Source organism: Micromonospora sp. H61, assembly GCF_018070325.1.
In the GTDB taxonomy this organism is placed as follows: Bacteria; Actinomycetota; Actinomycetes; order Mycobacteriales; family Micromonosporaceae; genus Micromonospora; species Micromonospora salmantinae.
In genome coordinates this window covers 82,792-97,221 of record NZ_JAGPXY010000019.1, presented here as the reverse complement: position 1 = coordinate 97,221, position 14,430 = coordinate 82,792, and the positions used below count along the sequence as shown (strand labels likewise).

18 protein-coding genes are annotated in these 14,430 nt (G+C 70.5%); 7 read left to right on the top strand and 11 right to left on the bottom strand.

The annotated features are described in order from the left end of the window. The 3 genes from KBX08_RS12765 to KBX08_RS12755 all read right to left on the bottom strand — a co-directional run. Nucleotides 1-1,261 (bottom strand): ribonuclease catalytic domain-containing protein (locus KBX08_RS12765; RefSeq protein ID WP_210783553.1); only part of this gene is annotated, 1,261 nt, incomplete at its 3' end. Between the two features lie 80 nt (nt 1,262-1,341). Beyond that, nucleotides 1,342-2,163, bottom strand: a complete 822-nt coding sequence (locus tag KBX08_RS12760; RefSeq protein WP_210783551.1) for a histone — start codon at nt 2,161-2,163, stop codon at nt 1,342-1,344. A gap of 83 nt (nt 2,164-2,246) precedes the next feature. Continuing rightward, entirely contained in the window at nt 2,247-2,450 is a 204-nt protein-coding gene (locus KBX08_RS12755) for a hypothetical protein (protein ID WP_124855794.1), read from the bottom strand. Between the two features lie 175 nt (nt 2,451-2,625). Here KBX08_RS12755 and KBX08_RS12750 point away from each other — a divergent pair, with 175 nt between their 5' ends. Beyond that, nucleotides 2,626-3,123, top strand: a complete 498-nt coding sequence (locus KBX08_RS12750) for an NUDIX domain-containing protein (protein ID WP_210783550.1) — start codon at nt 2,626-2,628, stop codon at nt 3,121-3,123. Between the two features lie 3 nt (nt 3,124-3,126). Here KBX08_RS12750 and KBX08_RS12745 read toward each other — a convergent pair whose 3' ends face one another. After that, on the bottom strand, nt 3,127-4,086 hold the full coding sequence (locus KBX08_RS12745; RefSeq protein ID WP_210783548.1) for a hypothetical protein: 960 nt from the start codon (nt 4,084-4,086) through the stop codon (nt 3,127-3,129). Next, nucleotides 4,086-4,415, bottom strand: a complete 330-nt coding sequence (locus tag KBX08_RS12740) for a PadR family transcriptional regulator (RefSeq protein WP_210783547.1) — start codon at nt 4,413-4,415, stop codon at nt 4,086-4,088. Before KBX08_RS12740 ends, KBX08_RS12745 begins: the two co-directional genes overlap by 1 nt. Before the next feature lie 81 nt (nt 4,416-4,496). On the opposite strand from KBX08_RS12740, the gene KBX08_RS12735 reads away from it, so the two are divergent. Next, on the top strand, nt 4,497-5,348 hold the full coding sequence (locus KBX08_RS12735; RefSeq protein WP_210783545.1) for an endonuclease/exonuclease/phosphatase family protein: 852 nt from the start codon (nt 4,497-4,499) through the stop codon (nt 5,346-5,348). Nucleotides 5,349-5,405: 57 nt separating this feature from the next. Here KBX08_RS12735 and KBX08_RS12730 read toward each other — a convergent pair whose 3' ends face one another. Further along, on the bottom strand, nt 5,406-6,272 hold the full coding sequence (locus KBX08_RS12730; RefSeq protein WP_210783543.1) for a GyrI-like domain-containing protein: 867 nt from the start codon (nt 6,270-6,272) through the stop codon (nt 5,406-5,408). Nucleotides 6,273-6,393: 121 nt separating this feature from the next. Here KBX08_RS12730 and KBX08_RS12725 point away from each other — a divergent pair, with 121 nt between their 5' ends. Together KBX08_RS12725 and KBX08_RS12720 are read left to right on the top strand one after the other, a co-directional pair. Continuing rightward, a complete protein-coding gene (locus KBX08_RS12725) occupies nt 6,394-6,537 on the top strand; it encodes a hypothetical protein (RefSeq protein WP_210783541.1) in 144 nt (47 codons plus the stop codon). A gap of 37 nt (nt 6,538-6,574) precedes the next feature. Continuing rightward, nucleotides 6,575-7,093 carry a hypothetical protein gene (locus tag KBX08_RS12720; protein ID WP_210783539.1) on the top strand — a complete coding sequence of 173 codons (519 nt, stop codon included), beginning with the start codon at nt 6,575-6,577 and terminating at the stop codon, nt 7,091-7,093. Between the two features lie 130 nt (nt 7,094-7,223). Here KBX08_RS12720 and KBX08_RS12715 read toward each other — a convergent pair whose 3' ends face one another. Further along, nucleotides 7,224-7,991 carry a hypothetical protein gene (locus KBX08_RS12715; protein WP_210783537.1) on the bottom strand — a complete coding sequence of 256 codons (768 nt, stop codon included), beginning with the start codon at nt 7,989-7,991 and terminating at the stop codon, nt 7,224-7,226. A 34-nt stretch (nt 7,992-8,025) separates the two neighbouring features. After that, complete coding sequence (locus KBX08_RS12710; protein WP_210783535.1) at nt 8,026-8,601, bottom strand: N-acetyltransferase; 576 nt, start codon at nt 8,599-8,601, stop codon at nt 8,026-8,028. Between the two features lie 65 nt (nt 8,602-8,666). Between KBX08_RS12710 and KBX08_RS12705 the strand changes: the two genes are divergently transcribed. Next, entirely contained in the window at nt 8,667-9,551 is an 885-nt protein-coding gene (locus tag KBX08_RS12705; protein ID WP_210783533.1) for a transglutaminase domain-containing protein, read from the top strand. Here KBX08_RS12705 and KBX08_RS12700 read toward each other — a convergent pair. The 3 genes from KBX08_RS12700 to KBX08_RS12690 form a co-directional block, all read right to left on the bottom strand. Next, nucleotides 9,538-10,479 (bottom strand): redoxin family protein, encoded by a 942-nt coding sequence (locus KBX08_RS12700; RefSeq protein ID WP_210783531.1) that lies wholly within the window; start codon nt 10,477-10,479, stop codon nt 9,538-9,540. The two genes, KBX08_RS12705 and KBX08_RS12700, sit on opposite strands and share 14 nt — an antisense overlap. Continuing rightward, nucleotides 10,480-11,706, bottom strand: a complete 1,227-nt coding sequence (locus tag KBX08_RS12695) for an epoxide hydrolase family protein (RefSeq protein WP_210783529.1) — start codon at nt 11,704-11,706, stop codon at nt 10,480-10,482. It abuts the gene before it with no gap. Nucleotides 11,707-11,861: 155 nt separating this feature from the next. Beyond that, on the bottom strand, nt 11,862-12,698 hold the full coding sequence (locus tag KBX08_RS12690; protein ID WP_210783526.1) for an SDR family oxidoreductase: 837 nt from the start codon (nt 12,696-12,698) through the stop codon (nt 11,862-11,864). A 120-nt stretch (nt 12,699-12,818) separates the two neighbouring features. Here KBX08_RS12690 and KBX08_RS12685 point away from each other — a divergent pair, with 120 nt between their 5' ends. Both KBX08_RS12685 and KBX08_RS12680 read left to right on the top strand, forming a co-directional pair. Then, nucleotides 12,819-13,421 (top strand): TetR/AcrR family transcriptional regulator, encoded by a 603-nt coding sequence (locus KBX08_RS12685; RefSeq protein ID WP_145792213.1) that lies wholly within the window; start codon nt 12,819-12,821, stop codon nt 13,419-13,421. Between the two features lie 55 nt (nt 13,422-13,476). Beyond that, the gene (locus KBX08_RS12680) at nt 13,477-14,406 is read left to right on the top strand and encodes an expansin EXLX1 family cellulose-binding protein (protein ID WP_210783524.1); all 930 of its coding nucleotides are present in this window, start codon (nt 13,477-13,479) and stop codon (nt 14,404-14,406) included. Nucleotides 14,407-14,430: the final 24 nt, after the last annotated feature.

Here is a 14,430-nt window from a genome sequence, read left to right as displayed (position 1 = left end):
CGTCGACGTCGAGGACGGCCGCTTCGAAGGTCTCGCCCACCCGCTGCTCCAGCACCGCCGCCTCGGCCAACTCGACGGCGCCACGCGCCGCCGCCGAGGAGACCCGGTCGGTGCTCGCCATCACCTCGGGCAGCCGGGGCAACGCGGCGCGAGCCCAGTCGGGCACCGCCTGGCCCGCGTGCAGGGCCAGGCAGACCTCGGTGGCGTACCGGTCGGCCAGTCGCCGCAACGGCGCCGTCACATGGGCGTACGCGGCTGCCACGCCACCATGTTCCGGCTGCTCCGGCAGCTCCCCGTCGAAGGCGGTGTACGCGGCACCGCGCATCAGCTCGGCAGCCTGGTCGATGAACGCTGCGGCGCGCGGCTGGGCGGCGTCCAGACCGGCGATGACCTGCCCCGGGCCCACGTCGTCCGGCCAGTGCACACCCAGCGGCGCGGCGGCGGCCCGCAGCCGCTGCACCGCCTCCGGCTTGGGCGCCGGCATCGTACGCAGCAGACCCACCCGGCCGGCCAGCATGATGTCGGCGGCGGCCATCCCGGTCAGCAGGGAGATCTGCGCGTTGTGCTCCTCCATCGGCACCGGCGCGCGCAGCACCAGCCGCCAGCCCTCACCGTCGGGCTCCAGATCCTGCTCGGGCAGTGGCAGGTTGATGGCGCCTCGGCTCAGCCCACGGGCGGTCAGCCGGTCGCCGATCTCCGGCAGCAGCGCGATCGGGTCGGGTAGCCGCCCGGCCTCGGCTGCCGCCTGCACCCCGGCGTAGTCGAGTTTGGCGCGGCTGCGGACCAGGGCGCGTTCCAGCTCGACGGCAACGGTGCCGCCGTCGGCGTCCAGGTCGATGGTCCAGACCACCGCGGCCCGGTCGTCGTCGGGCAGCAGGCTGGCAGCACCCTCGCTGAGGGTGTGCGGGTGCATCGGTACGTTGCCGTCGGGCAGGTAGATGGTCTGCCCCCGCCGCCAGGTCTCCGCCTCCAACGCCCCACCCGGGGTGACGTGCGCGGCGACGTCGGCGATCGCGTACCGCACCCGATAGCCCCCACCGGGGCGGCGGCTGAGGTGCATCGCCTGGTCCAGGTCCCGCGAGGTGGCGGGGTCGACGGTGACGAACGGTATGTCGGTGCGGTCGACGGGCGGCTGCAGCGGTGCCGCAGCCGCCTCGTCGGCTTCACGCTGGGCGTCGGCCGGAAACTCCTCGGGCAGGCCGAGTTCGCGGCGCAACGCGCCGAAGTCGATGCGGGGCGCGAGTACGCGTCGGATGACCACGGGTCAATCCTGACAGCGCCATGGGTGATCCGCTTCCGGTGACCGGCCGGAAATCCGACCGGTGAGGGGATGCTCCGTGCTCAGCCGGTCGCCTTGCGGGCGGCGCTGCGGGCCCCCTTGGGGGCGGTGGCTCGGGCGGCGACCGGGCGGGCCGGAGACTTGCGGGCGGTCACCTTGCGGGCCGGTGCCTTGGCCGCGACGGTCTTCTTCGCGGGGGCCTTCTTCGCCGCCGCCTTGCGGGCGGTGGTCGACGAGGTACCCGTCGCCTTCGCGGCCGGGGCCTTCTTGGCCGGAGCCTTGCGCGCGCCGCCGCTGGGGCGGGTCGACGCGGTCTTCTTCGCCGCGGCCGTCTTCTTCGTCGCTGTCTTCTTGGCGGCGGACGCCTTGGTCGCCACCTTCCGCGCCGGCGCCTTCGCCGCGCTGGTGGTCTTGCGCGCCGGCGCCTTCGCCGCGGTGGTGGTCTTCCTCGCCGCGGTGGTGGTCTTCTTCGCCGCCGAGGCGGTGGTCTTCTTCGCCGCGCTCACCGTCTTCTTCGCCGTACCCGTGGTCTTCTTCGCGGCGGTGGTGGTCTTGCGCGCGGTGGACGCCGGGGCCCCCTTGGCGGCGGTGGTCGTCTTACGGGTGGTGGTCACGGCCTTCGCTGGGGCCTTCTTGGCCGCTGCGGTGGTCTTGGTCGTGGCCTTCTTCGCGGGGGCCTTCGTGGCCGCCGTGGTGGTCTTCCTCGCCGGGGCGCGACCCGCCCCGCCGGCGGCCTTGCGGGCCGGTGCCTTCGCGGCAGCCGCGGTGGACTTGCGCACGGGGGTGGTCCGGCTCGCCGCCGTGTTCCGCTCCGCCGCGGCGGTCTTCTTCGCGGTGGTGCGTCGGGCGGCCGGGCGCTTGGTGGCCTGCTGTGCTTCGGCCATCGTGGTTCCCTCCTCGGGGGACGTGCTCTCGCGTGCGTCCTCGCGGAGCACGAAATACCTCGGCGCGAGCCGTCCCGCGCCGCCTATCTGTCGTCCCCGGCCCAACGAGCGTCCTCGGCATCCCACGCCTCGTTCCGCTCCTGCACTCGTTGCAGGGCGTTCTCCGCGTCGGCCGCCGAGTCGTACGGGCCGAGAACGTGCTTCGCCGGACACACGTTGGCGTCCGTCTCGACCCGGTGATGCCGGGTGCACCAGTAGAACTGCCCACCACGTCCGCTGTCGCTCATGGGAATCACTGTGCACCGCGAACCGGCCGGCCGCCACCGGATCGCACAAGTCGCCGACGATCTCCACAGTAGATATGCATCGCGTTCGTCGGGCCGAAATGGCGAAACGCGTGGGACTGGAACTCCAGAAGATGCGCAGGTGAGCCTCGCTATAGGGCACATCTATGATCGCCGGATGGCGACACCGGACTACATCGTGGGGCTGCGCAAGCACGTCGGTCACGACCTGCTCTGGCTGCCGAGCGTCAGCGCGGTGGTCCGCAACGACGCCGGTGAGCTGCTGCTCGGCCAGCGTGCCGACGACGGGCGCTGGTCGGTGATCAGCGGTTTCGTCGAGCCGGGCGAGCAGCCGGCCACCGCGCTGGTCCGCGAGGTGCGCGAGGAGACCGGCCTGGAGGTGGTGCCGGTGCGGATGTCCAGCGCCGTGTCGCACCCGCACACGTACCCGAACGGGGACCGCTGCGACTACCTCAACCTGGGGTTCCTGTGCCGGTTGGTGGCCGGCACCGCCCGGGTCAACGACGACGAGTCGCTGGCCGTGCGGTGGTTCCCACTGGACCGGCTGCCCGAGCTGGACAAGCACGCCCTGCTGGTCATCGCGTACGCGTTGCGCGAGAACCAGCTGGCCGGCTACCTGGAGCCGGGTACGACGTGGGACGACGTACCCGACTGAGGTTCACACCGGGGTCGGCGCGAGGGCGACGGGCGCGGCGGGCGCCGACCGGGCCGCCCGGATGGTGTACGCGAGCGCGTACGGCGTGCAGGCCAGGTAGAGCATGGGTTCCGCCCGCACCTCGTTGGTGACGATGTGGAAGATCTCCCATGAGATGGTGGGCCGGGGCAGGCTGATGTTCCATTCGGTCCACGTGGCGAGGAGCCACAGCGGCGAGGAGAGCCAGTCGACGCCGCCCAATGGCGTCGGACTGCTGACCGGGCCGGCGCGACCGCCCGCCGCGACGACGTCGACGACAGCGAGAATCACCGCGAGGTCGGCGGCGGCGAGCGCGCCGAGGGCGCCCACCCACCAGGCCGCACGGAGTCGATTCCGGCCCGCGAGGCTCGCCGCGGCCCAGAGGGCCAGCGTCAGGCCGGCCAACCAGAGCAGCACCCCGGGCACGAACGTGGCCAGGTCGTCCGGGGAGATGGCTGACAGGAACACGACAGCGGTCACGCCGATGGGAAGCACCACGCCGAGCGCGATGCGCAGCGGGCCGTCGAGTGCGGTGTGCCGGGCCCAGCGTGCGGCGAACACCGCCAGCAGGACGGCCAGCCCGACGGTGAGCGCCGTCCAGATCGGCCTCTGCATCCGCTCGGACCAGCCCTGGGTCACCATGCGCTCGATCGGCATGAGGGCGAACGCGCTGGCGAGCACGATCCCGACGCAGGCGATCGGGGAGAGCAGTAGTGCGGCGACGGTGCGGCCGGCCCGAGCACGCATCACTGTGCGATCGACGATCGGGGCACCGGCGCGGCTGACGGCCAGGCTCACCGCGAAGCCGACCATCTTCGTCCGGCGGCGGCTCTCGGCGAGCACGTGCAGCTCGGTGGCCCACTCGCGGCGCAGGTCGTCGCGAACGTCGGCCGGCCAGCGACGTGCGGCCAACTCCAACAGCAGCTCGGCGGCCCGGCGGGTCATCACGCCGGTGCTCCGGTGGGCTCGGTGCCGCCCCACGAGCGACGGCCGTCGGGGATCGCGGCCCGCAGGTCGGCGAGCGCCTGGCGGGCCTGCGTCACCCCGACGGCGGTCAGTCGGTAGTAGCGGCGGGCCGGCCGCCCGGCCGCGACGGGATCGATCGCCTCCCAGTCGGCGGCCAGCCAGCCGGCCCCCTGCAACCGGTGCAGCACCGGGTAGAGGGTGCCGCTGGGCAGGCCGGTCAATCGCATCAGGTCGAGCCCGTAGCGCTGCTCGTCGGGCTCAACGAGCAGCGCCGCGAGCACCTTCGCGACCGGAATCGTCATCCGCATCCGACCACTGTATCGGAACTCTACATAGGGGTGGGGGACGTCAGGATTCCGCCGTGGCCGGCGCGGGTAAGCACAGCGGGCATGACGACGGACGACGAGCCCGCCGGGCTGCGGGTGCTGACCCTCAACCTGCTCGCCCCCGAATTCGCCGACTGGGAACGCCGCCGAGCCGTCCTCAAGCCGGGCCTGGCCCGCCTGCGACCGGACGTGGTCGCCCTTCAGGAAACCGTCTGGGGCAACGGCTACGACCAGGCGACCGACCTGCTCGGCCCGAACCACCACGTGATACGCCACAGCGGGCGCTCCGCCGACGGGGTCGGCGCCGCGCTGGTCAGCCGCTGGCCGGTCGGGACCGTCCGCGAACTCGACCTACACGTCACTGAACGGGTCGACATTCCCTGGTCCGCGGTGGTCGTGGCGGAGATCGAGGTGCCACCGCCCGTCGGCACCGTGCTGGTCGCCCACCACAAACCCACCTACCAGTTCGGGTACGCCCACGAGCGGGAGTTGCAGGCCGCCCGGTCCGCGACCTTCGTCGAGACACTGCTGGCCGGACGGGACCTGCCCGTCGTCCTCGTCGGCGACTTCGACGACGACGTCGACTCCGCCAGCGTGCGCTTCTGGCGCGGCAAACAGTCGCTGCACGGGTGCAGCGTCGCCTACCAGGATGCCTGGCCGACGGTGCACCCGGACGACCCCGGGCACACCTTCACCCCACACAACCCGCTGGTACGAGCGGGCACGATGCCACTGGAGACGGGACGTCGGATCGACTACGTCATGGTCCGCTGCGGCCCCCACGGGCCGAACCTGGCCGTGGCGTACTGCCAGCGGGTCTTCGACGAACCGGTCGACGGGGTCTGGGCCAGCGACCACTTCGGCGTACTCGCGGACCTGCGGCTGCCCGACCACCCGCCGGGCCGGTGGCGGTGAACGGCAGACCTGGCAGGCGCCGGGCCGACGTTGCGCACGTCGACCCGGCGCCGCAGCTCAGGACGGAACCCGCTCCACCGGAATCCACAGCTCGGCGTCCGCCTGGGTGCCGTCCGCCGACACCCGGACCCGGGAGATCTCCGGTCCAGGTCGGCTGCGGTACGGGTTGGACGGAAACCACTGGGTGAACACGTCACGCCACAGGAACTGCACCGCCTGCGGAAACGCACCGGAGATGGTGAACACCGCCCACGAGCCGGCCTGCACCGGCAGCGCGTCCAGGTCCTCCGGCGGCACGGCGCCGGTCACCACCCCGTGCCAGTAGTCCAGCTCGGTGCCCTCCTGCCGGCTGTCGGCGAGGTTGTCGCTGACGTTGACGATTCCCTTCGGCTCCTGATCGGAGAGCGCCTCGATCCGCTCGGTCGTCTCCTTGTCGATGCTCCTGATGAACGCGACGATCGCCGGGTTCATCCCCTCGTGCACCAGCGGGACCCGGGCCTTGCGCCCCACCAGCGCGAACGCGTCCTTGTCGACGATTCGGTACTCCATGCTGCCGCTCCCTTCGACCGTGAGTCGGAAGGACATCCGGGGCTGGGCGCGCAGCGCTGCGCCCGTACGCCGAGCTTCTCCGGGGCCCACGCCGTGCACGGCGTGGAACGCCCGGGCGAACGCCTCCGCCGAGCCGTAGCCGTAGTGCACGGCCACGTCGAGCAACGTCCGCTCCCCCGCCAGCACGTCCGCACCCGCGACGGTGAGCCGACGCCGCCGGATGTACTCCGACAGCGGCATCCCGGCCAGCGCGGAGAACAGCCGCCGGAAGTGGTACTCCGACGTCAGCGCGATCCGCGCCAGCTCGGCCACCTCAATCTTCTGGTCGAGGTGGCGCTCGATGTACGCCATGGCCTCGTTGAGCCGATCCAGCACCCGGGCCTCCTTCCCTTTCGAGCACTGACGCTAGGTCGCGGGGTGGGTCGCCCACCCGACATCCGATGCCCGCATCGGTCGGGTGCGACCGCACGAACCGCCATGTCTAGCCTGGCGGACTTTGCTTACCGAGGAGGTCGACGTGGCCGAGTATCCGCAGGACGTCGTGCAGCGCTTCCACGGCACCCCCGAACAGGTCGACGCCGCCTCGGCGGCAGCAGCCGAGGTCGAGCAGCCGGGCGGAACCACCCGGGCCGACGGTTGATAATCCTGACGGTCGCTCTGCCGGAAAGGGGTCTTCGATGGTGCGATGGCACTGGGTCGTTCCGGTGGTGGCGGCGGCGATGCTCGCTGGTTGTGGCACCGACACGACCGACCCTGTCGACGCCGCGCTACCCCGCGGGGAGAGCCTCGGCGAGCTGCGTCAGCAGGCACGGGAGGCATTGGCCCGGTACGACCAGGCCGTCATCGACGCAGGCGGCGCTGGCGCCGTCACCCCGACACCCCCACCGTGGAACTCCCCGCCGGGCATCGCCATCGAGTCGGCGACCACAACCGGGGCCGGTACGCATCTGACCGTCGACTTCACCGGCGCCTTCGGGCCGGCGACCGGACGCTGTGGTGCCGACTACCACGCGGAGTCGGTCGAGTCGGCCAACGCCGTCGTGGTCATCGTCATCGCGCAGCACCACAACAGCGGCGAGGCGTGCACCCTCGCGGGCTACTCGCGTACCGCAACCCTCAATCTGGCCCAACCGCTGGGCAGGCGGCCGGTCCTCGACGTACGCCAAGGGCAACCGGTCCCGCTCACCCTCAGGTGAGCGCGATCAGCGTGTTCAGCGCGGCAGTCACGCGCAGATCTTGGACAGTTTCCGTTATCAGTTAACGGAAACTGTCCAAGATTGGGCCGTAGGCCGAGGATGTGAGCCCGCCGGTGACCATCCGAATCCGTCAGGAACAGTCAAAGCGGTAGTCGAACGGCCTGGTGGGGCACGCGGTGCAGACGAACAGGTAGATCCCGCCGACGTCGCCCAGCATGAGCCCGGTGGGGTTCTGGATCGTCGACCACGGATGATCGTCGGTGGTGGCCGTCTCCCAACCGGACATCGCCGGACGATCCTCTACCGGAATCCACCGCTTTTCGTCACCGCGGCTGAACTCCCAGCTGGCGACCGTCAGCAGATGGTCCATCAGCGAGCCGCACCCGCAGACCGGCCAGTCCGGAGACTGGGTCCAGCCGGGGTAACCGCCGACCTTGATCCCCGAGGCGACCGCCAGATCGGCTTCGTACTTCCAACCGGTCTCCTGCGCCACCCGCTTCATCGTGTCCTCGATCTGCGGCCAGACGGCACGCGGGAGGTCCCAGGATGGGTACTCGGTAACCCGCTCCGGGTCGAGCACACAGCGGCGGGGGACGTGCGATGGATCTGACTCCACATCCGGTACGGGCATTTCTTGAAGCCGGGCGCCGATGTCGGCGCGGCGACGCCACCGCAGTTCGGGGCGAGGTGACGTCCACGGTTCATGCTCGAATGGGCACCACAACACCTGTAGGACGTCCGCGCCGGCCGGGAACGGCACCTCGGGCACGTCCTCGGCCAGCAACTGCATCACCGGCACCAGCGGCGCCGCCGGTTCACCCGGAGAATCGAGGTAGTGGTCGCCGGGCTCCGGCCCGTCGCACATCGGCCAGGCTTCGTCTGCCGGCCACAGCAGCACGCCGCCGATCGTAGGAGGCGCGCAATCAGCGTGTTCAGCGCGGCGGCTGCTGCATGATCCAGGTGGGCAAGGGCTCCGGCAGGAAGCCCGCCACCTCCCAGCCGGCCCTGCGGTACAGCTCGACGTTGCCCGGGTTGCTGGTCTCCAGGATCGCCGGCAGGCCCTCGGCGGCGGCACGGGCCAGGCCGGCCCGCATGACGGCACGTCCCCAACCGCGTCCGGCGTTGTCGGGGTGGGTGCCCAGGACGCCGAGGTACCAGAACGGGAACGTCGGCAGTGCGGCGTGCACGGCGTCGTCGTAGCCCTGGACGCGGGCCATCACGTCGGCGGGGTAGTGGGCGGCGAGCCCACCCTTCGGTGACCCGGTCGACGACCCGGCCGGTGGCTCCCAGATGGCGACCGACGCACCCCCACCGAGCGTCCAGATCGACGACTGGTGCACCCGGTTGTCGAAAAGGTGCCCGAAGTAGGCTGCGGCGTACCGCGGATAGGTTTCCTCGTCGGGAAAGAGGCACCGCAGGATCGGATCCTTGACGAACGCGGCGACCAGCGTTTGAACCACCGCATCGCGGTCCGCCGGGGTGGCGATGGTGATCTCGGGCGCTGTCACAGCAGTCGACACTATCCGGAAAAGCGCCTTGACCCTGACACGGTGGCGGACCGGAGACTTGCCCCATGGACCTCGATGACTACCGGAGCCACTCCCCCTACAGTGACCCCGGTCGACACGGCGGGCTCCTCGACGCCGTGGCGACCGACATCCCCACCGCGGCGGCGACCGCCCGCAACGTGATCGTTCACTACCGGGCCGGCGGCGTCGAGCTGCCCGACGACCGGCTGGACGAGGTGAACCGCCGCTGGATGGACCGCATCCTCGACACCGACCAGTCCCGCTTTCCCCTGCCACTGAGCGCTGAGCGCCCGGCCGTGGACCGGGTGGCCGGCTGCTGCCGGGACCACACACTGCTATCGATCGCGATCCTCCGTCAGCACGGCATTCCCAGCCGTAGCCGGGTCGGCTTCGCCTCGTACTTCACCCAGGGCTGGCACCACGATCACGTGCTGCTGGAGTACTGGGACGGCGAACGCTGGGTCTGGGCCGACCCGGAGCTCGACCCGGCCGGCGACTGGCGGTTCGACGGCTACGACATCGACCCGACGGCAGGGCTGTTCGACTCGGCAGCGCGGGTGTGGTCGGCGTACCGGGCCGGGACGATTGATCCGAACGTCTACGGCGTGGCCCCCGACGTGCCGGTCCACGGCGCCTGGTTCATCTACGACTACGTCCTGCACGAACTGGCCCATCGGCAGAAGGACGAGTTGCTGCTGTGGGACAGCTTCGGCGCGATGACCGACGACCTCGCCAACGCCGACCTCACGCTCGCCGACGAGATCGCCGCCCTGCTGCTCGAAGCCGACGACGGCGACGAGGCCGCGGAGAATGCGCTCGCCGACCGGTACGCGACCGACAGCCGTCTGCGTCCCGGTGCTCAGGTACGCAGCTTCTCCCCGGTCTCCGGCACGGTGAACACTGTCGATCTGCGCGTCAGCCGAAGGTGAAGGCGTACGCCTCGGCGCCGGGCTCGCCGAACGTGATCTCCAGGGCCCGCTCCCGGACCGCGCCGCCCTGGCGGACGAGCTGGTAGAGCCGGCCGTCCTGGAGTACGCCGTTGCCGTCCTCGTCGACGTCAACGCCGTGTGCCGGGCCGGGGGCCGCGCCGTCGAGCAGCACGCGGAACGGGATCGACGCTCCCGCCCCGGGGGCCAGCACGAGATGCGCGTCGCGCGCGTGGAACCGGAAGGCGATGCCACCGCCGGCCCGGTCCAGCACGACGTTCTCCGACCCGATCGTCCACTCCCCCGCCAACGCCCACTGGTTGAGGTCGAGGCTCTCCGGCACCTGGTAGGCGCGGCGTTCGTCGAGCGCCGGACCGTTCGGCGACGCGAAGTGTTCGCCGCGACTGAAACCGAGGTACGTCTCGGGTGTGCGCAGGTTGTCCCAGTCGGCCTCCGCCTCCGGGCCGAGCCCCTTGACGGGTACGGGTTCCCGCTCGATGCCGAGCAGTTGCTGGAGCACCCGCTCGGACTGCTCGTAGCGTCCCTCGCCGAAGTGCTCGTCGCGGATGACACCGTTTCTGTCGACGAAGTAGAGCGCCGGCCAGTAGTGGTTGTCGAACGCACTCCAGATCGCGTAGTCGTTGTCGACCGCCACCGGGTAGTCGATCGAACGGGCCGCCACCGCCCGCCGCACCCGGTCGACGTCGTGCTCGAATCCGAACTCCGGGGTGTGCACACCGACGACGACCAGCCCGTCATCGCGGTAGGCCTGCGACCAGGCACGTACGTACGGCTCCTGGCGCAGCCAGTTGATGCAGGTCAGCGTCCAGAAGTTGACCAGGACGACGCGCCCGCCCAGGTCGGCGAGGCCGAGTGGCTCGGAGTTGAGCCACTCGGCCGCCCCGTTCAGCGGGGGCAGGTGCACGGCCATCTAGCGCAGTGACCGGAAGGCGGTGCGAAGCTCTTCGGAGAAGATCTTCGGCTGTTCCCAGGCCGCGAAGTGCCCGCCCACGTCGAGCTTGTTGTAGTAGATGAGGTTGGAGTACGCCTGCTCGGCCCAGCTCTGCGGCGCCTCGTACAGCTCGTCGGGGAAGACGCTCACGGCGACCGGGACGTTCACGCCCTTGGCGGCGAAGAACGACAGCTTGTTCTCCGCGTACAGACGGGCCGCTGAGATCGCGGTGTTCGTCAACCAGTAGAGCGAGATGTTGTCCAGGATGTCGTCGCGGGTGAGGCCCGCTTGGGCTCCGTCGAACACCTGCGCGATCAGGGCCAGACTCTTCGCGTCGTGGTCGAGCAGGAAGGACGCCAGACCGACCGGAGAATCCGCCAGCCCGGTCAGCGTCTGCGGACGTGTCGCCATCATGAGGGCGTAGGCGACGTGTTTCCAGACGTAGTTGGCTTCCTCGGCGGCACGCATTTCGTCGTCGGAGAGCCCGGATGGCAGCGAGCCCATGGCGTTGTTCGCGCCGGTGATGTCGCCCTGAAAAAGCAGGTCGATCTCCGGTGGGATCGCACCGGGCATGTTGGTGTGGATGCCGAGCAGTTCCGGAGGTGCCTGGAGGCCCATCTGGTCGACGATCACCGCACCCCAGTCGCCGCCCTGCGCGACGAACCGGTTGTAGCCGAGCCGTTTCATCAGCTCCGTCCAGGCGGTCGCGATCTTCTGCGGGTTCCACCCCGACTCGGTCGGCTTGCCGGAGAAGCCGTGGCCGGGCAGCGACGGGATGACCAGGTGGAAGGCGTCCGACTCGCTGCCGCCGTGCGCCGTCGGGTCGGTGAGCGGCTCGATGATCTTCATCTGCTCGATCACCGAGCCCGGCCACCCGTGGGTGACGATGAGCGGCAGCGCGTCCTCGTGCTTCGAACGCACGTGGATGAAGTGGATGTCCACCCCGTCGATGGCGGTCATGAACTGCGGTACGGCGTTCAGCCGCGCCTCGACCTTGCGCCAGTCGTACTCTTTCTCCCAATAGCGGGCGACGGCCTGAATGGTGGCGAGTGGCACGCCCTGCGACTGGTCGTTCACCGTTTCCTTGTCCGGCCAACGGGTGGCCTTGATGCGCCTCTTCAGGTCGTCAAGGTCGGCCTGGGGAATGTCGATCGAGAACGGCCGAATCTCCGTGGTGCCCGGACGAGTCTTGGTTTTGACAGCCATGCGTGTTTCCTCTCCGTCTAGGTTTGCGCCTCGCGAGGAGAAATCATGGGTGAAAGGCTCTGCCCGGACTTATGTGCCAACGATGGGCACGCCGCCGCCATATCTCGGAGCCTAGAACGCCGCACCGGTTGCTCGTGGCGATACGAGCAGCACTCTCATCCGTCAGCTCCGGGGGCCGCGACGGCGTGTTCGGCGGCGCGGCTGACCTGCTCCCAGCCCGCCCAGGTGTCCATCCGTCGGCGGGCGATGTCGAACGCCAGGTCGTACACCATGCTGCCGAGCAGGAGCCGCAGCGGCGGCTCGTCGCTGTCGACCAGTTGCAGCAGCGCGTCGGCGGCCAGCCGCGGTTCGCTGTCGATCGACCCTTCCGCCCACTGGCGCTCCAACTCGGCGCGCAGTGGCGCGTAGGCGTCCATCGGGGTGGTGGCGCGCACGCTGGTGTAGAGGTCGGTCCAGTATCCGCCCGGCTGCACGATGCTGAGCTTGATGTCGAAGGCCGCCGCCTCCATCGCCAACGCCTCGCTCATGCCCTCCAGGGCGAACTTGCTCGCGCTGTAGAGGCCGGTGCTCGGGAAGCCGCCGAGCGCGGCGATGCTGGAGACCTGCACGATGTGGCCGGACCGTTGGGCGCGCAGGTGCGGCAGCACTGCCTGACTGACCCAGAGCGCGCCGAAGAGGTTGACCTCGAACTGGGCGCGTGCCTCGGCCTCGGTGAACTCTTCGATCATGCCCATGGACAGGGTTCCGGCGTTGTTGACCACGATGTCGAGCCGGCCGAAGTGCTCGACGGCGGTGTTCACGGCGGCGATGACCGCCGCGCGGTCGGTCACGTCGAGGGGCAGGGTCAGCAGCCGGTCGGCGTACTTCTCGTCGAAGTCGCCCTGGGCGATGGTCCGGGCGGCGGCGACCACCCGGTCACCCCGGTCAAGCGCGGCATCGGCGAACGCGCGGCCCAGGCCGCGGCTGGCACCGGTGATGAACCAGGTACGCATGTGTTTCTCCCAGCACTTCAAGACGAGACGGTCCGTCTCGTGATGTGCCGAGACTAGAACCGCGACGTTGCCTACGTCAAGACGAGACGGTTCGTCTCGTATGCTGGTATCGTTCTGCTCATGACGCCCAACACGGCCCGGCGGAGAGAGACCTCCCGACGCGCCATCCTCACCGCGGCCTTCGACCTGCTCCAGGAGACGGGGTACGCGAAGCTCAGCATCGAGGGCATCGCCGCGCGGGCCGGCGTCGGCAAACAGACCATCTACCGCTGGTGGCCGTCGAAGGGCGCTGTCATCTTCGACGCTTTCCTCATGCTCAGCGAGGCCACCGAGGGTGGGCCGCCGACGCTGCCGGACACCGGCGACCTGGCGGCGGACCTGACAGTGGTGCTGCGCGCCACGGTCGAGGAGATGAACGACCCCCGGTACGAGCAACCGATGCGAGCGCTGGCCACCGAGATCGCGCTCGACCCCGAGCTGGCCGCGGCGTACGCCGAACGGTTGGACGGGCCGTTGAAGGAGGCCAAACGGCAGCGCCTGCGCAGCGCCCAGCAGGCCGGGCAGATCGCCGACGACGTCGACCTCGGCGTGGCGGTGGACATGATCTGGGGGCCGGTGCTCAACCGCTGGCTGCACCGCAGCGGGCCGCTCACCGCCGAGTACGCCGACCTCGTCGTCGCCACCGCCCTCAACGGACTGCGCCCCCGCCGATCCGGCGAGTGACGATCGGTGGGACGGCTTTGCGCTGCCCCAGCGCGGTGCGGCAACATCAGGTGCCGTGACGGCACCAGGCACGGCCCCCGACAACGACATCCCGGCCGGCGACGACGGCACGCCCCGGTCGAGTCGGCGGGTCAGACACTGGTTGGCCGGCGCCGGCGTCACCGCCCTGGCCGCCGTGCTGGGCATCACCCTCGCCGTCCGCGGCGGCGCCACCCCGGCCTGCGCCGCGCCGCCGACGGGCAACGCCGTCCACAAGGGAACTGCCAGCTTCTACGACGCGGGCCGCTCGGGCGGCAACTGCTCCTTCCCGGGCCCGCCGGCGGACCGGCTCTACGTGGCCCTCGGCGCGTCCCAGTACTCCGGATCGGCGGCCTGCGGCAGTTACCTGGAGGTGACCGGTCCGAAGGGCAAGGTCCGGGTCATGGTGATGGACCAGTGCGGCGGCTGCGGACCCAGCAAGATTGACCTGTCCACCGAGGCGTTCACCAGGATCGCGGACCGGTCGCAGGGCATCGCACGTGTGACGTACCGGGCGGTGGTGAACCCGCCACTCGATGGAGGGCTCACCTTCCGGATGAAGGGTGGCGCGTCGAAGTACTGGTTCGCGGTGCAGGTCGGCAACCACGGCAACCCGCTCCGCTCGGTCGAGGCGAAGGGGCCGGGTGGTGGCTTCCGCAAGGCCGCCCGGCAGAGCGACAACCACTGGACCATCGAGGGCGGGATCGGCCCCGGGCCGTACAGCATCAGGGTCACCGACGTGTACGGACGCCAGGCGACCGCCACCGGCATCCGCATGGTCACCAAGCAGGTGCAACGCAGCACGGCCGCCCTCGCCAGCGCCTCCCCCACGCCCAGCAGCTCGCCCTCGGCCCCGCCGAGCCCCACCATCGCGCCCGCACCGACGCCGACGGAGTCTGTCGCGCCGACGGCGACAGTCGAAGCGCTCGCGGGCGCCGCCGCTCCACTCGACCGCCCCCGCTGCTGACCGCTCGCCCTTGGCTGGCCCGGT